At 63.2% G+C, this 15112-nt stretch carries 19 protein-coding genes; 7 read left to right on the forward strand and 12 right to left on the reverse strand.

Going from position 1 to position 15112, the window contains the following annotated elements:
- Window positions 1-81: 81 nt before the first annotated feature.
- A complete protein-coding gene (locus ABCW43_RS11145; RefSeq protein WP_345924176.1) occupies window positions 82-1899 on the forward strand; it encodes a peptidoglycan L,D-endopeptidase MepK in 1818 nt (605 codons plus the stop codon).
- An 87-nt stretch (window positions 1900-1986) separates the two neighbouring features.
- Here ABCW43_RS11145 and ABCW43_RS11150 read toward each other — a convergent pair whose 3' ends face one another.
- The 3 genes from ABCW43_RS11150 to ABCW43_RS11160 all read right to left on the reverse strand — a co-directional run bounded on the left by ABCW43_RS11150 (window position 1987) and on the right by ABCW43_RS11160 (window position 3483).
- Complete coding sequence (locus ABCW43_RS11150; RefSeq protein WP_007752220.1) at window positions 1987-2259, reverse strand: DUF2312 domain-containing protein; 273 nt, start codon at window positions 2257-2259, stop codon at window positions 1987-1989.
- Between the two features lie 86 nt (window positions 2260-2345).
- Window positions 2346-2669 (reverse strand): DUF1244 domain-containing protein, encoded by a 324-nt coding sequence (locus ABCW43_RS11155; protein WP_345924182.1) that lies wholly within the window; start codon window positions 2667-2669, stop codon window positions 2346-2348.
- Window positions 2670-2691: 22 nt separating this feature from the next.
- On the reverse strand, window positions 2692-3483 hold the full coding sequence (locus ABCW43_RS11160) for an N-formylglutamate amidohydrolase (RefSeq protein ID WP_345925423.1): 792 nt from the start codon (window positions 3481-3483) through the stop codon (window positions 2692-2694).
- A gap of 272 nt (window positions 3484-3755) precedes the next feature.
- Between ABCW43_RS11160 and ABCW43_RS11165 the strand changes: the two genes are divergently transcribed.
- The 3 genes from ABCW43_RS11165 to ABCW43_RS11175 all read left to right on the forward strand — a co-directional run bounded on the left by ABCW43_RS11165 (window position 3756) and on the right by ABCW43_RS11175 (window position 6774).
- Window positions 3756-4166 carry a DUF1036 domain-containing protein gene (locus tag ABCW43_RS11165; RefSeq protein WP_345925425.1) on the forward strand — a complete coding sequence of 137 codons (411 nt, stop codon included), beginning with the start codon at window positions 3756-3758 and terminating at the stop codon, window positions 4164-4166.
- Window positions 4166-5605 carry a pyruvate kinase gene (gene pyk / locus ABCW43_RS11170; RefSeq protein ID WP_345924184.1) on the forward strand — a complete coding sequence of 480 codons (1440 nt, stop codon included), beginning with the start codon at window positions 4166-4168 and terminating at the stop codon, window positions 5603-5605. Before ABCW43_RS11165 ends, pyk begins: the two co-directional genes overlap by 1 nt.
- A 257-nt stretch (window positions 5606-5862) precedes the next feature.
- The gene (locus ABCW43_RS11175) at window positions 5863-6774 is read left to right on the forward strand and encodes an agmatinase (RefSeq protein ID WP_345924186.1); all 912 of its coding nucleotides are present in this window, start codon (window positions 5863-5865) and stop codon (window positions 6772-6774) included.
- Window positions 6775-6822: 48 nt separating this feature from the next.
- Here the strand turns inward: ABCW43_RS11175 and ABCW43_RS11180 are convergent, their stop codons facing one another.
- From ABCW43_RS11180 to ABCW43_RS11210, 7 genes are all read right to left on the reverse strand, one after another.
- A complete protein-coding gene (locus ABCW43_RS11180; RefSeq protein ID WP_345924188.1) occupies window positions 6823-7563 on the reverse strand; it encodes a hypothetical protein in 741 nt (246 codons plus the stop codon).
- Window positions 7564-7638: 75 nt separating this feature from the next.
- Window positions 7639-8679, reverse strand: coding sequence for an alpha/beta fold hydrolase (locus ABCW43_RS11185; protein ID WP_445738926.1), 1041 nt, complete (start codon window positions 8677-8679; stop codon window positions 7639-7641).
- A gap of 19 nt (window positions 8680-8698) precedes the next feature.
- Window positions 8699-9319 carry a hypothetical protein gene (locus ABCW43_RS11190; RefSeq protein WP_345924190.1) on the reverse strand — a complete coding sequence of 207 codons (621 nt, stop codon included), beginning with the start codon at window positions 9317-9319 and terminating at the stop codon, window positions 8699-8701.
- A 99-nt stretch (window positions 9320-9418) separates the two neighbouring features.
- A complete protein-coding gene (ykgO, locus tag ABCW43_RS11195; RefSeq protein ID WP_003497670.1) occupies window positions 9419-9544 on the reverse strand; it encodes a type B 50S ribosomal protein L36 in 126 nt (41 codons plus the stop codon).
- Between the two features lie 123 nt (window positions 9545-9667).
- Window positions 9668-10747, reverse strand: coding sequence for a 5-(carboxyamino)imidazole ribonucleotide synthase (locus tag ABCW43_RS11200; RefSeq protein WP_345924267.1), 1080 nt, complete (start codon window positions 10745-10747; stop codon window positions 9668-9670).
- Window positions 10744-11241: a 5-(carboxyamino)imidazole ribonucleotide mutase gene (purE, locus tag ABCW43_RS11205; protein WP_007757842.1), complete on the reverse strand. Its 498-nt coding sequence runs from the start codon at window positions 11239-11241 to the stop codon at window positions 10744-10746. Before purE ends, ABCW43_RS11200 begins: the two co-directional genes overlap by 4 nt.
- 10 nt (window positions 11242-11251) lie before the next feature.
- Window positions 11252-11455, reverse strand: coding sequence for a YdcH family protein (locus ABCW43_RS11210; RefSeq protein ID WP_037077103.1), 204 nt, complete (start codon window positions 11453-11455; stop codon window positions 11252-11254).
- A gap of 231 nt (window positions 11456-11686) precedes the next feature.
- On the opposite strand from ABCW43_RS11210, the gene ABCW43_RS11215 reads away from it, so the two are divergent.
- Window positions 11687-11863: a YdcH family protein gene (locus ABCW43_RS11215; protein ID WP_037077101.1), complete on the forward strand. Its 177-nt coding sequence runs from the start codon at window positions 11687-11689 to the stop codon at window positions 11861-11863.
- 159 nt (window positions 11864-12022) lie between these two features.
- Here the strand turns inward: ABCW43_RS11215 and ABCW43_RS11220 are convergent, their stop codons facing one another.
- Both ABCW43_RS11220 and ABCW43_RS11225 read right to left on the reverse strand, forming a co-directional pair.
- Window positions 12023-12283 carry an ArsR/SmtB family transcription factor gene (locus ABCW43_RS11220; RefSeq protein ID WP_345924271.1) on the reverse strand — a complete coding sequence of 87 codons (261 nt, stop codon included), beginning with the start codon at window positions 12281-12283 and terminating at the stop codon, window positions 12023-12025.
- A 114-nt stretch (window positions 12284-12397) separates the two neighbouring features.
- Window positions 12398-13168 carry a sulfite exporter TauE/SafE family protein gene (locus ABCW43_RS11225; protein ID WP_345924272.1) on the reverse strand — a complete coding sequence of 257 codons (771 nt, stop codon included), beginning with the start codon at window positions 13166-13168 and terminating at the stop codon, window positions 12398-12400.
- 118 nt (window positions 13169-13286) lie between these two features.
- Here ABCW43_RS11225 and ABCW43_RS11230 point away from each other — a divergent pair, with 118 nt between their 5' ends.
- Both ABCW43_RS11230 and ABCW43_RS11235 read left to right on the forward strand, forming a co-directional pair.
- A complete protein-coding gene (locus tag ABCW43_RS11230) occupies window positions 13287-13940 on the forward strand; it encodes a thiamine phosphate synthase (protein WP_345924273.1) in 654 nt (217 codons plus the stop codon).
- Window positions 13940-15085: a tetratricopeptide repeat protein gene (locus ABCW43_RS11235; protein WP_445738927.1), complete on the forward strand. Its 1146-nt coding sequence runs from the start codon at window positions 13940-13942 to the stop codon at window positions 15083-15085. Before ABCW43_RS11230 ends, ABCW43_RS11235 begins: the two co-directional genes overlap by 1 nt.
- Window positions 15086-15112: the final 27 nt, after the last annotated feature.

Raw genomic sequence — 15112 nt, forward strand, 5'->3', positions numbered from 1 at the left:
CAGTATGCAAAAGAAACGCCTTCGGGTGAGAAGAGGCGTGGCGGCAGAGCTGGGCTTTTTGTCAGTCTGACCCGGCGCGTCATGGCGGTCGCCCTGCTGGTGTTGATGGCGCTGCCCGTGCTTTCGATCTCCGCAAGTGACGCAGCCGCCCAGGAAAAGAGCCTGAAACTCTATTTCGTCCATACCGGCGAGAAGGCCGTGATCACCTTCAAGCGGAACGGCAAGTTCGATCCCAAGGGCCTCGCCCAGATCAACCAGTTCCTGCGCGACTGGCGTCGCAACGAACCGGCCAGGATGGACCCGCGACTCTTCGACCTCGTCTGGGAAGTCTATCGGCGTTCCGGCGCCAGCGACTATATCCACGTGGTTTCCGCCTATCGTTCGCCGACCACCAACAACATGCTGCGTACCCGTTCGCGCAATACCGGTGTCGCCAAGAACAGCCAGCACATGCTCGGCAAGGCCATGGACTTCTACATTCCGGGCGTGAAGCTTTCGACACTGCGCGGGCTCGCCATGCAGATGCAGGTCGGCGGCGTCGGCTATTACCCGACCTCGGGCTCGCCTTTCGTGCATCTCGATGTCGGCGGCGTTCGTGCCTGGCCGCGGATGACGCGCCAGGAACTGGTGCAGATTTTTCCGAACGGCAACACGATCCATCTTCCCGCCGACGGCAAGCCGCTTCCCGGCTATGAGACGGCGATGGCCGACTACAAGCGGCGCGTCGGCAACGATTCGATCCAGATCGCCAGCACCGCCGGTGCCGGCATCCGCGGCGATTCGGAACGCAAGCGGCAGCCTAACCTTCTGGCATTCCTGTTCGGCGGCGGTGGTGCCGACGAGGAGGAGGACAATGAGGAAAGTGCTGCTCCTGCCGTGGCGCGGCGTGCGGCTCCGGCTGCAAAGCCTGCTGGGGAGGACGAGGGTGAAGCGCCTGTCGCGGTTGCCTCGGCTTCGCCTTTGACGGGCCAGAATCAGGCCCAGACCCAGAATCAGGCGCCGGCACAGGCGCAGACGATTGCCGCGCCCGTGCCGCTTTCGCGTCCCGCCTTCCGTTCGGATGCCGGTGGGCTTGCGACGGCGCTCTATTCTCCGGCGCGCAACCCGGCCCAGGAAGCGCTCGCGCTGCAGGCGTCCGCTCCGGTCCAGCCCGGCGGCGAGACTTTTGCCGATCTTTCCACCTACAACATCCCGGTTCCGACATTGCTTGGACCGCGTGGCTTCAAGGGTGATGCAGAAAGCGGCGTGATGACCGCGTCCGTCGGCCCGATGCCGGCGCTGGAGGATGCCGCGTCCATTCCGCTGCCCGGCCAGCGGCCGAACATCGCCGCTCCGGCCAATGCCACTGCGAAGGCTGAGGAACAGCAGGAACTGACGCCGGCTCTCGTTGCAGCGCTTGCCCAGAGCGTCGAGCCGCGCCAGGCGGCGGTGCCCATGCCTATCGCTCCAACCCAGCCCGCGTCAGTCCAGCCTGCTCCGGCCCAGCCTGCTGCGGCAATGGCGGCGGCTCCGATGCCGGTCCAGAAGCCGGTTGAAACGGCGTCGGCTTCTCCGAAGGTCATCCATTCCAACAAGGGTGTGCAGTTCGGCGATGGGTTCGACGCGCCGCGCAGCCCGGTCACGGCTTCGACAAGCGCGCTTCCGATCCCCGCCAAGGGCGGCCGTCCGAACCAGAATGTGCCGCAGTCGGCAAGTGGCGGCGCGTTGACGGGCGATGTGTTGGCGAAATGGGCTCTCAACAACAATCGTGCCAACGCGGCCGCCTCGATGAAGGCACCGCGCGTCGTCAGCCGGACGCTGAACAACGAATATTCGGCAGGTTATTCCGGCGGCGGCTTCAGGCCGGTTGCCGCCACGGTGGCGATCGACCCGAACCGGTTCAGCGGCCCGAACAATTGATAGCCGGGCCAATCGAAGACCATAAAAAACCCGCCGGAATGGCGGGTTTTTTCATGCGTTCTGCCTGGCCTGCATGCCTGAGACGGATCAGGCGGCGTCCTGGTCGGCAGGGGCCTCGATCATGCCGAGCGCCTGGAGGTAGGTATCGAGGATAAGATCCTCTTCCATGCGCTCCTGGTCGTCCTTCTTGCGCAGGGCGATGACCTTTTTCATGATCTTCGTGTCGTAGCCCATGCCCTTGGCTTCGCCGTAGACATCCTTGATGTCGTCGGCGATGGTCTTCTTTTCTTCTTCCAGTCGTTCGATGCGCTCGATAAATGCGCGAAGCTGGTCGCGGGCGACGCCATGAGCATCAGACATCGGGGCCTCCTGATCGTGTGGATTTCATTGAATGGTCGTCAACTGCCGAAAAGCCGCCGCAAGGTCAAGCCCAATCGGCAAATCGATCAACCATGGGCTGGCTTGTTCACGTCGAATGCGGCTTTTTGTGCATCCGAGGCTTGCTGCTGGTGCAGATTTTTCCAATCCTCGTAGGGCATGCCGTAGACGATCTCGCGGGATGCGTCCTTGGAGAGATCGACGCCGGCGTCGTTGGCGGCATCGCGATACCAGTTCGACAGGCAGTTGCGGCAGAAGCCGGCGAGGTTCATCAGGTCGATATTCTGCACGTCGGTGCGTTCGCGCAGATGCTGGACGAGGCGGCGGAAGGCGGCGGCCTCGAATTCGGTCTGCTGTTCTTTCGTGAGTTCGCTGGTGATGGGTTCGCTCATGGGCGCATCTCCTGGTGTCGCGTCAGACTGGATAGGGGCCGGTGCGCGAGGGAAAGATCCTGTATTCATGCAATGTGGGGTCGGCGTTGAGCGTCTTGAAGGCCGGCGCCAGTCTTTCCGCCCAGGCGGCGATGCCCGTCGCGTCGCCGATCAGGTCCTGGCGGACTTCGAGAAGCGCGTGCGGGGTTCCCGATACCATGCAGTGCCGGTACATGGTGTCGCCTTTCAGCGCCCCGTCATAGGGCTCGTTGTCGCCGACGACGATGTCGCCGGGTTCGCCGAGCAGGTTGAGGAGCGGCGTCACGGCGCGGTCGTCGCTGTCCCAGAGCACGGCCGCGTGCCAGGGGCGGGCGACGCCCTTCCAGAACGGCGTGAAGGAATGCAGCGAGAGCACGAGCGGCGCGCGGCCCGACGCACCTGCCTCGGCGATCGTGCGTTCGACGGCGCGGTGATAGGGCCGGTGATAGGTATCGAGGCGTAGATCCCACTCTTCCTGGGTAATCGGATGATTACCGGGAATGATCGCCCCGTCGGAAATCTTCATGATCAGGGTCGGATCGTCCTCGCCGCGGTTCGGGTCGATCAGCAGGCGGGAGAAACAGCCGAGCACGGCCGGTACGTTCAGCATGCCGGCAAGCTGGCGGGTCAGTGCCTCGATGCCGATATCGAAGGCGATATGGCGGTGGAAGGCGCTCTCCGGCAGGCCGAGGCTGCCATAGGAGGCGGGCAGGCGGTTCATGGCATGGTCGGCGAGCAGCACCATGCCGCTGTCATAATCGCCGTCTATGATTTCGAAAGGAATGAAGTCCTGCATCGCCATCGGAAATGAAATGGTTTCGAAAGGTCGGTCGGAAGACGGGTGTTGATGGCATGGGGAAAGCCGCGACGCAAGCCGTGCTGGCGCGACGATCGGCTTGGATTGAGGGTATGAGGAAGACTAATCGATTAGAGTTACGTTGACTTTCCGACTCCGCCGCGCGAAGAAAGTGCTTCACGAATAACCATGGAGTCCTGACGGAAACCGTGTCGAAAAAATCCCCCAGAACCACTCTTCGCTCCATCGTTTCCGCCCCTGTGCTTGCCGCCATGGTCGCCTCCGGTGTCCCGCTTTTCGCGGCGGCCGTCGCGCATGCGGATTTCCGGGTCTGCAACGCCACGCAGAACCTCGTCGGCGTGGCGATCGGCTATCGCGCCACGGAGGGCTGGACCACCGAAGGCTGGTGGCAGGTTCCGGCCTCCACCTGCGCGACGCTGATCGAGGGCGAGCTCCAGTCGCGTTATTATTACCTTTATGCCGAGGACGCGGCCCGGGGCGGCCGCTGGACCGGCAATGTGAACATGTGCGTCGCGGAGAACGAGTTCAAAGTCGTCGGCGTCAATGACTGTTTTGCCCGTGGCTTCCAGCGCATGGGCTTCAAGGAATATGATACGGGCCGTCAGGGAAGCTGGATGGTCCAGCTTTCGGATACGCCTGGCACACAAGAAGGCCACAACTGATGAGGCGGAACCGCAAAGTAAAGATCCTCGCTACCCTCGGACCGGCTTCGTCCGAAGAGGCGATGATCCAGAAGCTGCATGAAGCGGGGGCTGATCTCTTCCGCATCAACATGAGCCACGCGAGCCACGACCTGATGCGCACGCTGATCAAGCGCATCCGCGCCGTCGAGGAACGCAGCGGCCGGCCGATCGGCATTCTGGCCGACCTCCAGGGTCCGAAGCTGCGCGTCGGCAAGTTCGCAGCCGGCAAGGTGACGCTCACTCCAGGTCAGACCTTCACGCTCGACAACCGCGACGAACCCGGCGACGAGACCCGCGTCTTCCTGCCGCATCCGGAAATCCTGGAAGCGGTGAAGGTGGGCCATCGCCTGCTGATCGACGACGGCAAGCTGGCGCTGAAGGCCGAGAAGGCCGATGGCAAGAGCATCGTCTGCAAGGTCATCGCCGGCACCAGCATTTCCGACCGCAAGGGTGTCAGCCTGCCCGATACGCTGCTCGGCGTTGGCGCGCTGACCGAAAAGGACCGCGTCGACCTCGACGCGGTGCTCGCGACCGACGATGTGGACTGGGTGGCGTTGTCCTTCGTGCAGCGTCCCGACGACCTTGCCGAAGTGCGCAAGATCGCCCGCGGCCGCGTCGGCATCATGTCGAAGATCGAGAAGCCCCAGGCGCTCGAGCGCATCGACGAGATCATCGAGCTTTCCGATGCCGTCATGGTGGCGCGCGGCGATCTCGGCGTCGAAATGCCGATCGAAGCCGTGCCGGGCATCCAGAAGCAGCTGACGCGCTTGTGTCGGCGCGCCGGCAAGCCGGTCGTCGTCGCAACCCAGATGCTGGAATCGATGATCACCGCGCCGGTTCCGACCCGCGCCGAAGTGTCGGACGTATCGATCGCGGTTTTCGAAGGCGCCGACGCAATCATGCTGTCGGCCGAATCGGCCTCCGGCCAGTATCCGGTCGAGGCGGTGTCGATGATGGCGTCGATCGCCAGCACGGTCGAGCAGGATCCGCTTTATCCGAGCATCATCTATGCCCAGCGCGCGACGCCGGAGGCAACCGGTGCGGATGCAATCTCGCTGGCCGCCCGCCAGATCGCCGAAACTTTGAAGCTAGCGGCGATCGTCACTTACACCTCGTCGGGCACGACGGGCCTGCGCGCATCCCGCGAACGTCCGGAGGTGCCGATCATCGCGCTGTCGCCGATCGTCCAGACGGCGCGCCGCCTTTCGGTCGGTTGGGGCATGCATTGCGTCGTCACCAGTGACGCGACCGACCTCGACGACATGGTCAACCGTGCCTGCCGCATCGTTGTGTCTGAAGGCTTCGGCAAGCCCGGCGACCGGATCATCATCTCGGCCGGCGTGCCGCTCGGCACGCCCGGCGCCACCAACATGCTGCGCATCGCCTATATCGGCTCGGACGGCCAGAGCGGCATCTGAGGCACGGCAAACGGACAAACGAAAACCGCCGGAGCGATCCGGCGGTTGATTGAAATCCAGGTCTGATCTCGAACCGCTTGCAACGCAGACGTTGCAAACGGTGTTTCTTGCCTGGAATGTCTCTGTAGGGCATCCTGGACTTTGCCCGTCGCGGACTGTCTTTTAGGAGATGTTGTGGAAGCGGTCGCGAACCTGTCGCCTTGATCACCGCCCCTCAATACCCGAATTCAGCTAACCATCATCAGAGCCATCAAGAAATGACCTCCTCGCCCCCATTTCTCGGCTTTTCCGATCACCTCTCTGGGAGCCGGACACCCCGCGCCGTGATCTACGGAGCCGGCCACGGCAGCACCTATCCCGGGAAGGACAGCAGCGGCCATGCTTTGGCCGCCGACGCCATCCGCGCCGCGAGCCAAGATGATGTCACGCTCGTCGAGCACTGGGATTTCGATCTTAGCGGCCCGCTGTTCGACGGCAAGCGGGTCTCATGCGTCGACGGCGGCGACATCCCGACCATCCTGCATGACAATATCGGCAACCGGGCACAGATCGAGGAGAAGACACGCCAGGTCCTGGCTCTTTCGGCTATACCGATCCTGCTCGGTGGCGACTGCTCGGTGACTATTCCCTTCCTCGCCGGTTTTGCCAATCACGGGCCGGTCTGGATTCTGCAGATCGACGCCCATATCGACTGGCGCGACGAGGTGAATGGCGAGCGTCACGGCTATTCGAGCCCGATGCGTCGGGCGAGCGAGATGCCGCATGTCGCCGGCATGGTACAGGTCGGGCTCCGCAGCGTCGGCAGTGCGCGCCTGTCGGACATCGAGGCAGCGCGGCGCTATGGCAGCCATTTCGTGACGGCCCGTGAGATTCACGCACAGGGCGTCGAAGCCGCTCTCCGACACATTCCCGAAGGCGCGCAGGTCGTCGTCACCCTTGACTGTGACTGCCTTGATCCCAGCGTCATGCCCGGTGTGGCAGCGCGTACGCCCGGAGGCCTCACCTATACGCAGGTGATCGATTTGATCAGCGGTCTCGGCAGACGGGCAAGGATTGCCGGGTTCGACCTCGTCGAACTCTATCCTCCCGCCGACATCGATGGCCTGTCGGCCCTGACGGCATCGCGCCTAGTCGTCAATGTGATCGGTACCATCGTGCGGCAGGGCTGAATCGGTCCTCACGCCAGCTTTCTGCATGGTCGCGGCCGGATAAAAACCTCAGATGGTGATGCTGACGGTCGGCATGGCGGAGATCGTGCCGGTCAGCGCGTTGACGGAGGCGTCGAGACTTCCGGTGCCGGGCACTGTGGCTGCGCTGTTCTGCTCGCGCAGCCTGCGGGCCGCCTCTTCCAGAAGCGCCTTGATCTGGCGGGCGACGGTGCTGAATTCCATCGCGGTCTTGATGTCGTCGAGGGACAGTTTTGGCGTCTCACGCGGCGATTCGTCCATCGCGTCGAGATAGGCCTGCTCGGCGTAAGAGACGGGCTTGTCGTCCTCTGTCGGCTCGTCACCGGCGCTATCGGCAGCTGCGGCCTGTTCGCCGGCATTCAGGATCGGATCCGACGTTGCTGCACTGAGCGGGGCGTTGGCGGAGGGCACGGCGCCGCTGCCGCCCCCGGTCAGGGCCTCGGCGAATTCGCGGGCGGCGCCGGCGACGACGACGCCGAGCTGGGCCGCCTGCTTGGCGATCACTTGCGGATCCAAGCCCCAGCGGCGCATGAACTCGAGCTGCTGCTTGGCATCGTCGAGTTTCTGCCTGGCACGCGCCTTTGCCTGCTCTTCCGCCTCGTCGCTCGCCTTCTTCAGCGACGTCAGGCCATGGACGAGGCGATCGTAGGGCTCGTCCTTGGGGCTGGATGGACCAGACGACGCGGCTGCTGAGGCATCCGTCGCGGCCGACGCGCCCTCCTGCTTCGCAGGCCGCGCCGAATAGTCACTGCCAATGCTGCCGATCTGCATCTCGTCTCTCCGATTCCGTATGGCCGGAGGTTGGGGCGGCCAGCTTGCTTCGGGCTGGCGTCGTCTGAGCCTGGCTCAGGTTTTCTCGATCGAGAGATCCATTTCGGGCGCCGAGTCTTCCGCTGTCGGCGCGATGCGCGCTTCCGCGACATGCGCGGCGGCCTTCAGGTCGCGGGGGAGGCCCGCGAGTTTTTCGATTGCCGCGATCACGACGTCGGTCGTGATATAGTCCGGCTTGTGGCCGAGATTGCGGATGGAGACGAGTTCGGACCCGGCGATATCGCTGGCAAGGCCGCGCGAGTGGATCTCCTCCGCGACGATCGCGTCGCTGTCGCCGGTGATGATTACCGTCGGCGCGGTTATCTCCTTGTAGCGCGGTGCAACGCGGGTCACGTAGCCGTTGAGGTTGGCGACGTCGATGGCGTTGCTGCGAAATACTTTCGGGCGCAGGACCAGATATGGCGCGCCGTCGCGAAGATAGGCCTCGGGGCAGGGGTTGGGGTGAAAGACCGAGCGTGTCGCAGTCTTCATCACCACAAGGCCGGCCGGCAGGGCGAGGAGATGGCTGAACAGCCGGCCGATCACCGGGCGGGCGGTGAGATTGTAGTACCAGTCGATCCGGCCGGGCCAGGGATGGGTGGCGGGCGCCAGGAACAGCAGGCCGGCGGTCTTTTCCGGATGGTGGAGGCCGAAGCTCGCAGCGATCGCGCCGCCGAAGGAATGGCCGGCGATGATCGCCCTGTCTATGCCGCGCTTTTCCATCAGCCTCGCGATCGCCGCCGCCTGGCCGTCCGGGAAGCCGTTTTCGAGGCCGCCGCGCTCGGAATACCCGTGGCCCGGCCGGTCGACGAAGAGCATTTCGGCGCGGCCTTGGAGGGCCTGGCGGAAGGCCGCTTCCTGATCGCGGAAATTGCCGCTGGCGCCGTGGATGAAGACGACCGCAGGCAGATCTGCGCCTTCAGGTTTGGGCACATGCAGCGAGTTCATCGAAAACCCGCCGACATCGATCAGTTCGCCGGTGTTCGGGAACGCGGCTTCGATCGCTTTCGCCTTCCAGGCGGTGAAGCAAAACGCGGTGGCAACAACGCCGGCGATGGCAAGGGGTAAGATCATCATGGACGCGCCGCCCGAAGGCTCAGGTCCGGTTGCCGGCGAGCTTTTCGGAAAGCTTGGAAACGGCTTCCTGGGCGTCGCGGTCGGCGGGGTAGACGGCGAGATAGTCCTGCCATGCCTTCAGCGCCAGTTCGTCCTTGCCGGCTTCCGTCAGGATACCGGCCATGCCGGCCAGCGCTCCGAAATGGCGCGGCTCGCGCTTCAGCACCTCGGCGATGTCGGCCATGGATTTGCGGGGATTGCCCATCGTGTAATGCAGCGTCGCACGGCGGTTCCAGCCTTCCGCAAAGGCGGGATCGAGCACGGTCACCTGATCGAGGAAATCGAGTGCGGCGGCATTGCGTTTTTCCTTGATGGCGGTCGCAGACCACTGCATCAGCAGGTTGATGGTGGCGCTGCCCGAATCGTTCAGGTCGGCGATGATCTGGCTGGCGATGCCGCGCGCCTTTTCCGGATTGCGTTCGCGCTTCAAGGCATCGAACAACGGATCGACAGGCTTGCCCGGTTTCTGCGCGACAGCCGGTACGACCGGAGCGGCGGCAGGTGGGGCTGAGGGCGGCTTGGACGTCGCTGTCTGGGCGAGAGCGGGCGAGGCGGCAAGGCTCGCGGCGAGAATCAGAGTACTGAAACGAAAATAGCGCATGCGGATAAGGTAATCCGCCTGCGCCGAAGGTCAAACCCGATTTGTCGTGTTACCGACAATTTGATCGGCTGCGGCCGAGACCGGAGCTGAATGCCCGTATCAGCCCTGACGAGCCTTGAAGCGCGGGTTCTGCTTGTTGATGATGTAAACGCGGCCCTTGCGGCGAACCAGACGGTTATCGCGGTGACGAGCCTTCAGCGCCTTAAGCGAGTTCTTGATCTTCATTTTCCTGGTCCAGCAGTCTGTGGGCTTAGAGCCGCATGTCTATCAATCAAAAGCGCGCCGCCAAGATTCTTCGAGGGGCGCGCTCTCAGTTGGGCGTGCAGATAACCCGAGCCAATCTGCATGTCAACCTTGTGACGACGTTTTCAGGCCCTTCAATTCGGTCACATGGCCCATTTTCCGGCCCGGTCGGGATTCCGTCTTGCCATAGAGATGGACCAGAACATCATCGCGCGAGAGCCAGGCCGGCACGTCCAGAATGTCGTCGCCGATGAGGTTGGTCATCACGCAGTCGGAATGGCGAACCGGATTGCCGAGCGGCAGCCCCGCGACGGCGCGGATATGCTGCTCGAACTGCGAGACGACGCAGGCGGCCTCCGTCCAGTGGCCGGAATTGTGGACGCGCGGGGCGATCTCGTTGGCGATCAGCGTTCCATCCGCCATGACGAAGAACTCCATGCCGATGACGCCGACATAATCGAGCGCGGCCAGCAGCTTCTCGGCCGATTCGCGGGCGGTCTTCGCTGTCGCTTCGGTGATTCTTGCGGGCAGGGTGGAGGTGTGAAGAATGCCGCCGCGGTGGACATTCTCGGCCGGATCGTAGCAGGCGGTCGTGCCGTCCCCGGCGCGTGCGGCGATGATTGAGACCTCGCGTTCGAAGGGCACGAAGCTTTCGAGAATCAGCGGCACGCCGCCGAGCGCGTCATAGGCGCCGGCCGGACTGTCCGCGGCGGAGCGGAACACGCGCTGGCCCTTGCCGTCATAACCCATCCGGCGGGTCTTCAGCACGCCCTGGCCGCCGAAATCGACGAGTGCCGTTTCGAGGTCGGACTGGCTGTCGACGGCATGGAATCGAGCGGTGTCTATGCCGCAGGAACTCAGGAACCGCTTTTCGGTCAGCCGGTCCTGTGACACATCGAGCGCCTTGGCCGGCGGATAGACCGGCGCCGAGCGTTGCAGCGCCTCGGCGGCGGTGACCGGCACGTTCTCGAATTCGTAGGTGACGACGTCGCAGCGGCTGGCGAGTTCGGCAAGCGCTGCCGGATCGTCATAGGCGGCGGTGATCTGGGCGTTGGCGACCTGAGCTGCAGGGCAGTCGGCCTGCGGTTCGAGCACGATCGTGCGGAAGTTCAGCCGGGCTGCGGCCATGGCCAGCATGCGGCCGAGCTGGCCGCCGCCGATGATGCCGATGGTGCTGACGGTCATGGAGCCTCGTCGATTGGATAGTCCGCAACGGCGGCGCTCTGTCGGGCGCGCCATTCGTCGAGCCGGTCGGCGATCTCGTCGTCGTTGAGGGCGAGAACCGCGGCTGCCAGGAGGGCGGCGTTGATGGCGCCGGCCCGGCCGATAGCAAGCGTGCCGACCGGAATGCCGGCCGGCATCTGGACGATCGACAGCAGGCTGTCCTGGCCCGAAAGCGCCTTCGACTGAACTGGCACGCCGAAAACCGGAAGCGGGGTCATGGCGGCGGTCATGCCAGGCAGGTGGGCCGCACCGCCGGCGCCGGCGATGATGACCTGGAAACCTTCGGCACGGGCGCCCTTGGCGAACTGCATCATCCGCTCCGGCGTGCGATGCGCCGATATGATACGGGCCTCGTAACCGATATCGAGCGCCTCCAGCGTGTCGGCGGCGTTCTTCATGGTCTCCCAGTCGGACTGGCTGCCCATGATGATGGCGACGGCAGGTCTTTCAGACATGGCAGGACCCTTACGCGATGATGTCCGGAACAATCTGGTCTTCGAGCTGAGTCATCTTGTCTTTCAGCGACAGTTTCTTCTTCTTCATGCGCTGCACGCGAAGGGCGTCACAGCCGACCTGGATCATGGCGTTAATGGCGGCGTCGTAATCCTCGTGTTCCTGTCGAAGTTTCGCAAGCACCAGCCGGACATCCGCCTGTTCCTGATCTGCCATATTCCAGTCCCCATTCTCACGCCCGGCATTTCAGCGGTCGCCGGCATTCTCCGCAAGCCTCTACCACCAAACCGCGTTAACGGGAAGTTAGACAAGGTCACGAATTTGCCCACTTCAAACCATGATTTCACCTTCGACAAAGCCGGCCGATCGTGTCACACTTCCTTCGTAAACCTGAAGCCTCGGCATTAGGGAATGCCGTGGTAGGTGACTAAGGAAGGAACATGCCACATGACCGTCCAGGCTCATATCGCATCGCTTGAAAAGAAGCACGGTGCTTTGGAGGAGGAGCTCCAGACCGTTCTAGCGTCCCCCTCCGCCGACGACCGTGAAATAGCCGAACTCAAGCGGCGCAAGCTGCGCATCAAGGACCAAATGCAGCGCCTAAAGGCATCTACGCGTCATTAGTTCCTCAGTAGGAGAACCCGCCGCTCGCCCGGTTTTTCATCAGTCGGAGGCGAATAATAAAAGCGGCAAACCAATAATCCAGAAATAACCCAGAAATAACAATGACAAGGTTCTGGTCGTGGAAGGGAGCCACAATTCCCACGGTTTAAAAGCCGGTCATCACGACCAGAACTGATCCAGCCACAGGTTGAGCCTGTCGAAGCCCTTGCTGTTGACGGAATAGATGCGCCGCGTGCCTTCCGCCGTCACATTCACCAGATTGTTATCCAGAAGAGCCTTCAAATGCTGCGATACCGCAGGCCGGCTGATTGGCAGGCCTTGCGCAAGTTCGTTTACGGTTTTCGGCGCGCGCCGCAATTCCTCCAGCAGATACCGCCGGTTAGGATCAGCTATGGCTGCAAAGGGGTCAACGGTTGTCATGCATTGAACTTACGGTAAACGCTCGATAACGGCAAGATTTATTGTGCATCGCAACAATGCCGCCCGCCTTATTTTGCGTTGCTTTTTTAGCTGCGCCGCGCTTGCTTTGCCGGATCAGAACGGCAGCCCGTCCCAGAGCAGTTTCAATCCCGCACAGAATGCCAGACCGTAAGTCATCGGATAGAAGGTTTCCGCCTTCAGGTGCTTGACGATGGCCGCGCCGATCATGGTCGCAATCAGGGCTGCCGGCAGAAGCGTTGCGGAGATGGTGAGATTTTCCGCGTCGAGTGCGCCGAGGAAGAAGTAGGGGATGACCTTGACCGCATTGACGATCGCGAAGAAGCGGATGCTGGCGCCGGTATAGGCTTTCGGATCGAGCCGCATCGGCAGGACGTAGATCTGGAACGGCGGTCCGCCGGCATGGGCGACGAAGCTCGCGTAACCGGACAAGGTGCCCCAGAAGGTGGCAGCGCCGGGGCGGTGCGGCAGGGGAGCCCTCGGCTGGTTGGATCGAGGGCCGTAGACCTGCCAGAAATAGCGCACGGTAAACAGGATCGTCGCAATCGCGATGACGAGGCGCAGCGCATTGTCCGAGACATAGGCCGACGTTGCCCATCCGAGCGCGATGCCGATGATGCCGCCGGGCAGGATCACCAGCAGCGTCTTGGGATCGTTGAAGTTCCGCCAGGACCATAATGCGACGATGTCCATGACGATCAGGATCGGCAGAAAGATCGCCGCCGCCTTGACCGGATCGACGGCGAGCGACATCAGCGGCACGCCGAGCAGCCCGATAGCACCGCCGATGCCTCCTTTCGAGAGGCCGACAAGCAAAACAGCGGGGATGGCGAAGGTGAAGAACGCGAAGCTAAGCGTATCGGGCATGAAGACTCGAAGGAGATGAGGGAATGGTTGATCCGGCAGACGGTCCGGTCTATCGAATTTGCGGACAGAAAACGAGTGCGGATTTTCACAAGTCGATATCCGCCGAACGGGAAGAAACATGACCGGACAGGAAGACCGCTGCCGCCTCGTGCTGATCGTGCCGCAATATGACGATGCCGATCAGCAGGCCAAGGATCTCGAAGCAGCGCTTGCCGGCGGCGACGTCGCTTCGGTGATCGTGCCGCAATACGGCCTTGACGACCAGGCGTTCCAGAAGCGTGCGGAAGCACTGGTCGACCTGATCCAGGCGGCGGGTGCCGCGGCGCTGATTTCCGGCGACAGCCGGGTGGCCGGCCGCATCAAGGCGGATGGCCTGCATCTCGGCGGGAACCTGGCGGAGCTGGAGGAAACGATCGAGAAATTCGTGCCGAAGATGATCGTCGGTACAGGCGGTGCGGCCGACCGGCACCAGGCGCTGGCGATCGGCGAATTTCGCCCCGACTACATCTTCTTCGGCAAGCTCGACGGCGACATCAAGCCTGAAGCGCATCCGAAAAACCTCGCGCTCGGCGAATGGTGGGCCTCGATGATCGAGATTCCCTGCATCGTCATGGGCGGCACCGATCCGTCATCCGCGCTTGCCGTTGCGGAGACCGGTGCGGAATTCGTGGCGCTCAAGGGAGCGGTCTTTTCCAACCCCGAGGGTCCCGGCGCCGCGGTCGCCGAAGTCAACGCAATTCTGGACGAAAAAGCGCCACGGTTTGAGGCTTGATGGAGCCCATGCCGTCGAACCGCCTTTCCCGCGTGATTCTGAAAGGGCTGCTGGCGACGTTCATCGCTTCGGCGGCGATGCCTTGTTTTGCGCTGGCGCAGGCGAATTCCAGGGCCGTGACCCGGCCGGTGGAGCCCGATTTCCAGCCGATGAAAAAAGGGCGGGTCGAGATCCAGCCGGTTCCGGGCTCAGCAAAGGGAACCAGGGAGCCTGAGGGTCAGCCGGACGGCATCATTCCCTCGGGCGGCGTCGAGCTTTACCAGCGCATGGGTGCCGCACTGCCGCCGGCACCGGCGGAAAAAGCCTATACCGGCACCGTGGACGATGCCTACGGGGCATACCAGCGCGGAATGTATGTGACGGCGCTCGACAAGGCGCTGACCCGGGCCGGGGCCGGCGATGCGGCGGCGCAGACGCTGGTCGCGGAAATGATGACCAAGGGGCTTGGCATCAAGCGCGACGCCAAGACCGCGGCATTCTGGTATCAGAAGGCGGCGGAGGGCGGCGATCCGGCCGCCATGTTCCAATACGCGCTCTTGCTGATGACCGGGCGCGACGTGGCCCGCGACAAGACGAAGGCCGACGATTTCATGCGCAGGGCCGCCGAAGCGGGCAACGCCTCGGCGCAATTCAACTGGGCGCAGATCCTGGTCTCCGAAAATCCGGGCGACAAGGGCCTGCATCTGGCACTGCCCTTCTACGAGAAATCCGCACGGCAGGGCGTGGCCGACAGCCAATATGCGGTGGCGCAGCTCTATGTGACGCTGAAGGACCTGCCGGCGGACAAGAAGGCGCGGGCCCGCGAATGGCTGGAACGTGCCGCAGATGCCGGGTTCGACACCGCACAGCTCGACATGGGCCTCTGGCTTGTCAATGGCGTTGCGGGAGACCGCAACTACGAAAAGGGTTTCGAGTGGCTGCGGATCGCCGCCCATCGCGGCAATGTGGTGGCCCAGAACAAGCTAGCCCATCTCTATGTCAACGCGCTCGGCACTCGGCCTGATCCGGTAGAAGCGGCAAAGTGGTACGTGCTGTCGCGCCGCGCCGGCCTTCAGGACCCGGAGCTCGAGGATTTCTATCTCGGGATCAACGAGGATCAGCAGCGCCGCGCGATCGATGCGGCGAACAAATTCCGACGTGGGTGAGGCGCGGTCCGGCTCGGTTGCAGGGAC

The organism is Neorhizobium tunisiense, from assembly GCF_039631515.1.
In the GTDB taxonomy this organism is placed as follows: domain Bacteria; phylum Pseudomonadota; class Alphaproteobacteria; order Rhizobiales; family Rhizobiaceae; genus Neorhizobium.

Coding starts and splice junctions, on each gene's coding strand:
- ABCW43_RS11145 (WP_345924176.1), top strand. CDS start 82: ATGGCGGTCGCCCTGCTGGTGTTGATGGCGCTGCCCGTGCTTTCGATC.
- ABCW43_RS11150 (WP_007752220.1), bottom strand. CDS start 2,259: ATGTCTGATGCTCATGGCGTCGCCCGCGACCAGCTTCGCGCATTTATC.
- ABCW43_RS11155 (WP_345924182.1), bottom strand. CDS start 2,669: ATGAGCGAACCCATCACCAGCGAACTCACGAAAGAACAGCAGACCGAA.
- ABCW43_RS11160 (WP_345925423.1), bottom strand. CDS start 3,483: ATGCAGGACTTCATTCCTTTCGAAATCATAGACGGCGATTATGACAGC.
- ABCW43_RS11165 (WP_345925425.1), top strand. CDS start 3,756: ATGGTCGCCTCCGGTGTCCCGCTTTTCGCGGCGGCCGTCGCGCATGCG.
- pyk (WP_345924184.1), top strand. CDS start 4,166: ATGAGGCGGAACCGCAAAGTAAAGATCCTCGCTACCCTCGGACCGGCT.
- ABCW43_RS11175 (WP_345924186.1), top strand. CDS start 5,863: ATGACCTCCTCGCCCCCATTTCTCGGCTTTTCCGATCACCTCTCTGGG.
- ABCW43_RS11180 (WP_345924188.1), bottom strand. CDS start 7,563: ATGCAGATCGGCAGCATTGGCAGTGACTATTCGGCGCGGCCTGCGAAG.
- ABCW43_RS11185 (WP_445738926.1), bottom strand. CDS start 8,679: ATGATGATCTTACCCCTTGCCATCGCCGGCGTTGTTGCCACCGCGTTT.
- ABCW43_RS11190 (WP_345924190.1), bottom strand. CDS start 9,319: ATGCGCTATTTTCGTTTCAGTACTCTGATTCTCGCCGCGAGCCTTGCC.
- ykgO (WP_003497670.1), bottom strand. CDS start 9,544: ATGAAGATCAAGAACTCGCTTAAGGCGCTGAAGGCTCGTCACCGCGAT.
- ABCW43_RS11200 (WP_345924267.1), bottom strand. CDS start 10,747: ATGACCGTCAGCACCATCGGCATCATCGGCGGCGGCCAGCTCGGCCGC.
- purE (WP_007757842.1), bottom strand. CDS start 11,241: ATGTCTGAAAGACCTGCCGTCGCCATCATCATGGGCAGCCAGTCCGAC.
- ABCW43_RS11210 (WP_037077103.1), bottom strand. CDS start 11,455: ATGGCAGATCAGGAACAGGCGGATGTCCGGCTGGTGCTTGCGAAACTT.
- ABCW43_RS11215 (WP_037077101.1), top strand. CDS start 11,687: ATGACCGTCCAGGCTCATATCGCATCGCTTGAAAAGAAGCACGGTGCT.
- ABCW43_RS11220 (WP_345924271.1), bottom strand. CDS start 12,283: ATGACAACCGTTGACCCCTTTGCAGCCATAGCTGATCCTAACCGGCGG.
- ABCW43_RS11225 (WP_345924272.1), bottom strand. CDS start 13,168: ATGCCCGATACGCTTAGCTTCGCGTTCTTCACCTTCGCCATCCCCGCT.
- ABCW43_RS11230 (WP_345924273.1), top strand. CDS start 13,287: ATGACCGGACAGGAAGACCGCTGCCGCCTCGTGCTGATCGTGCCGCAA.
- ABCW43_RS11235 (WP_445738927.1), top strand. CDS start 13,940: ATGGAGCCCATGCCGTCGAACCGCCTTTCCCGCGTGATTCTGAAAGGG.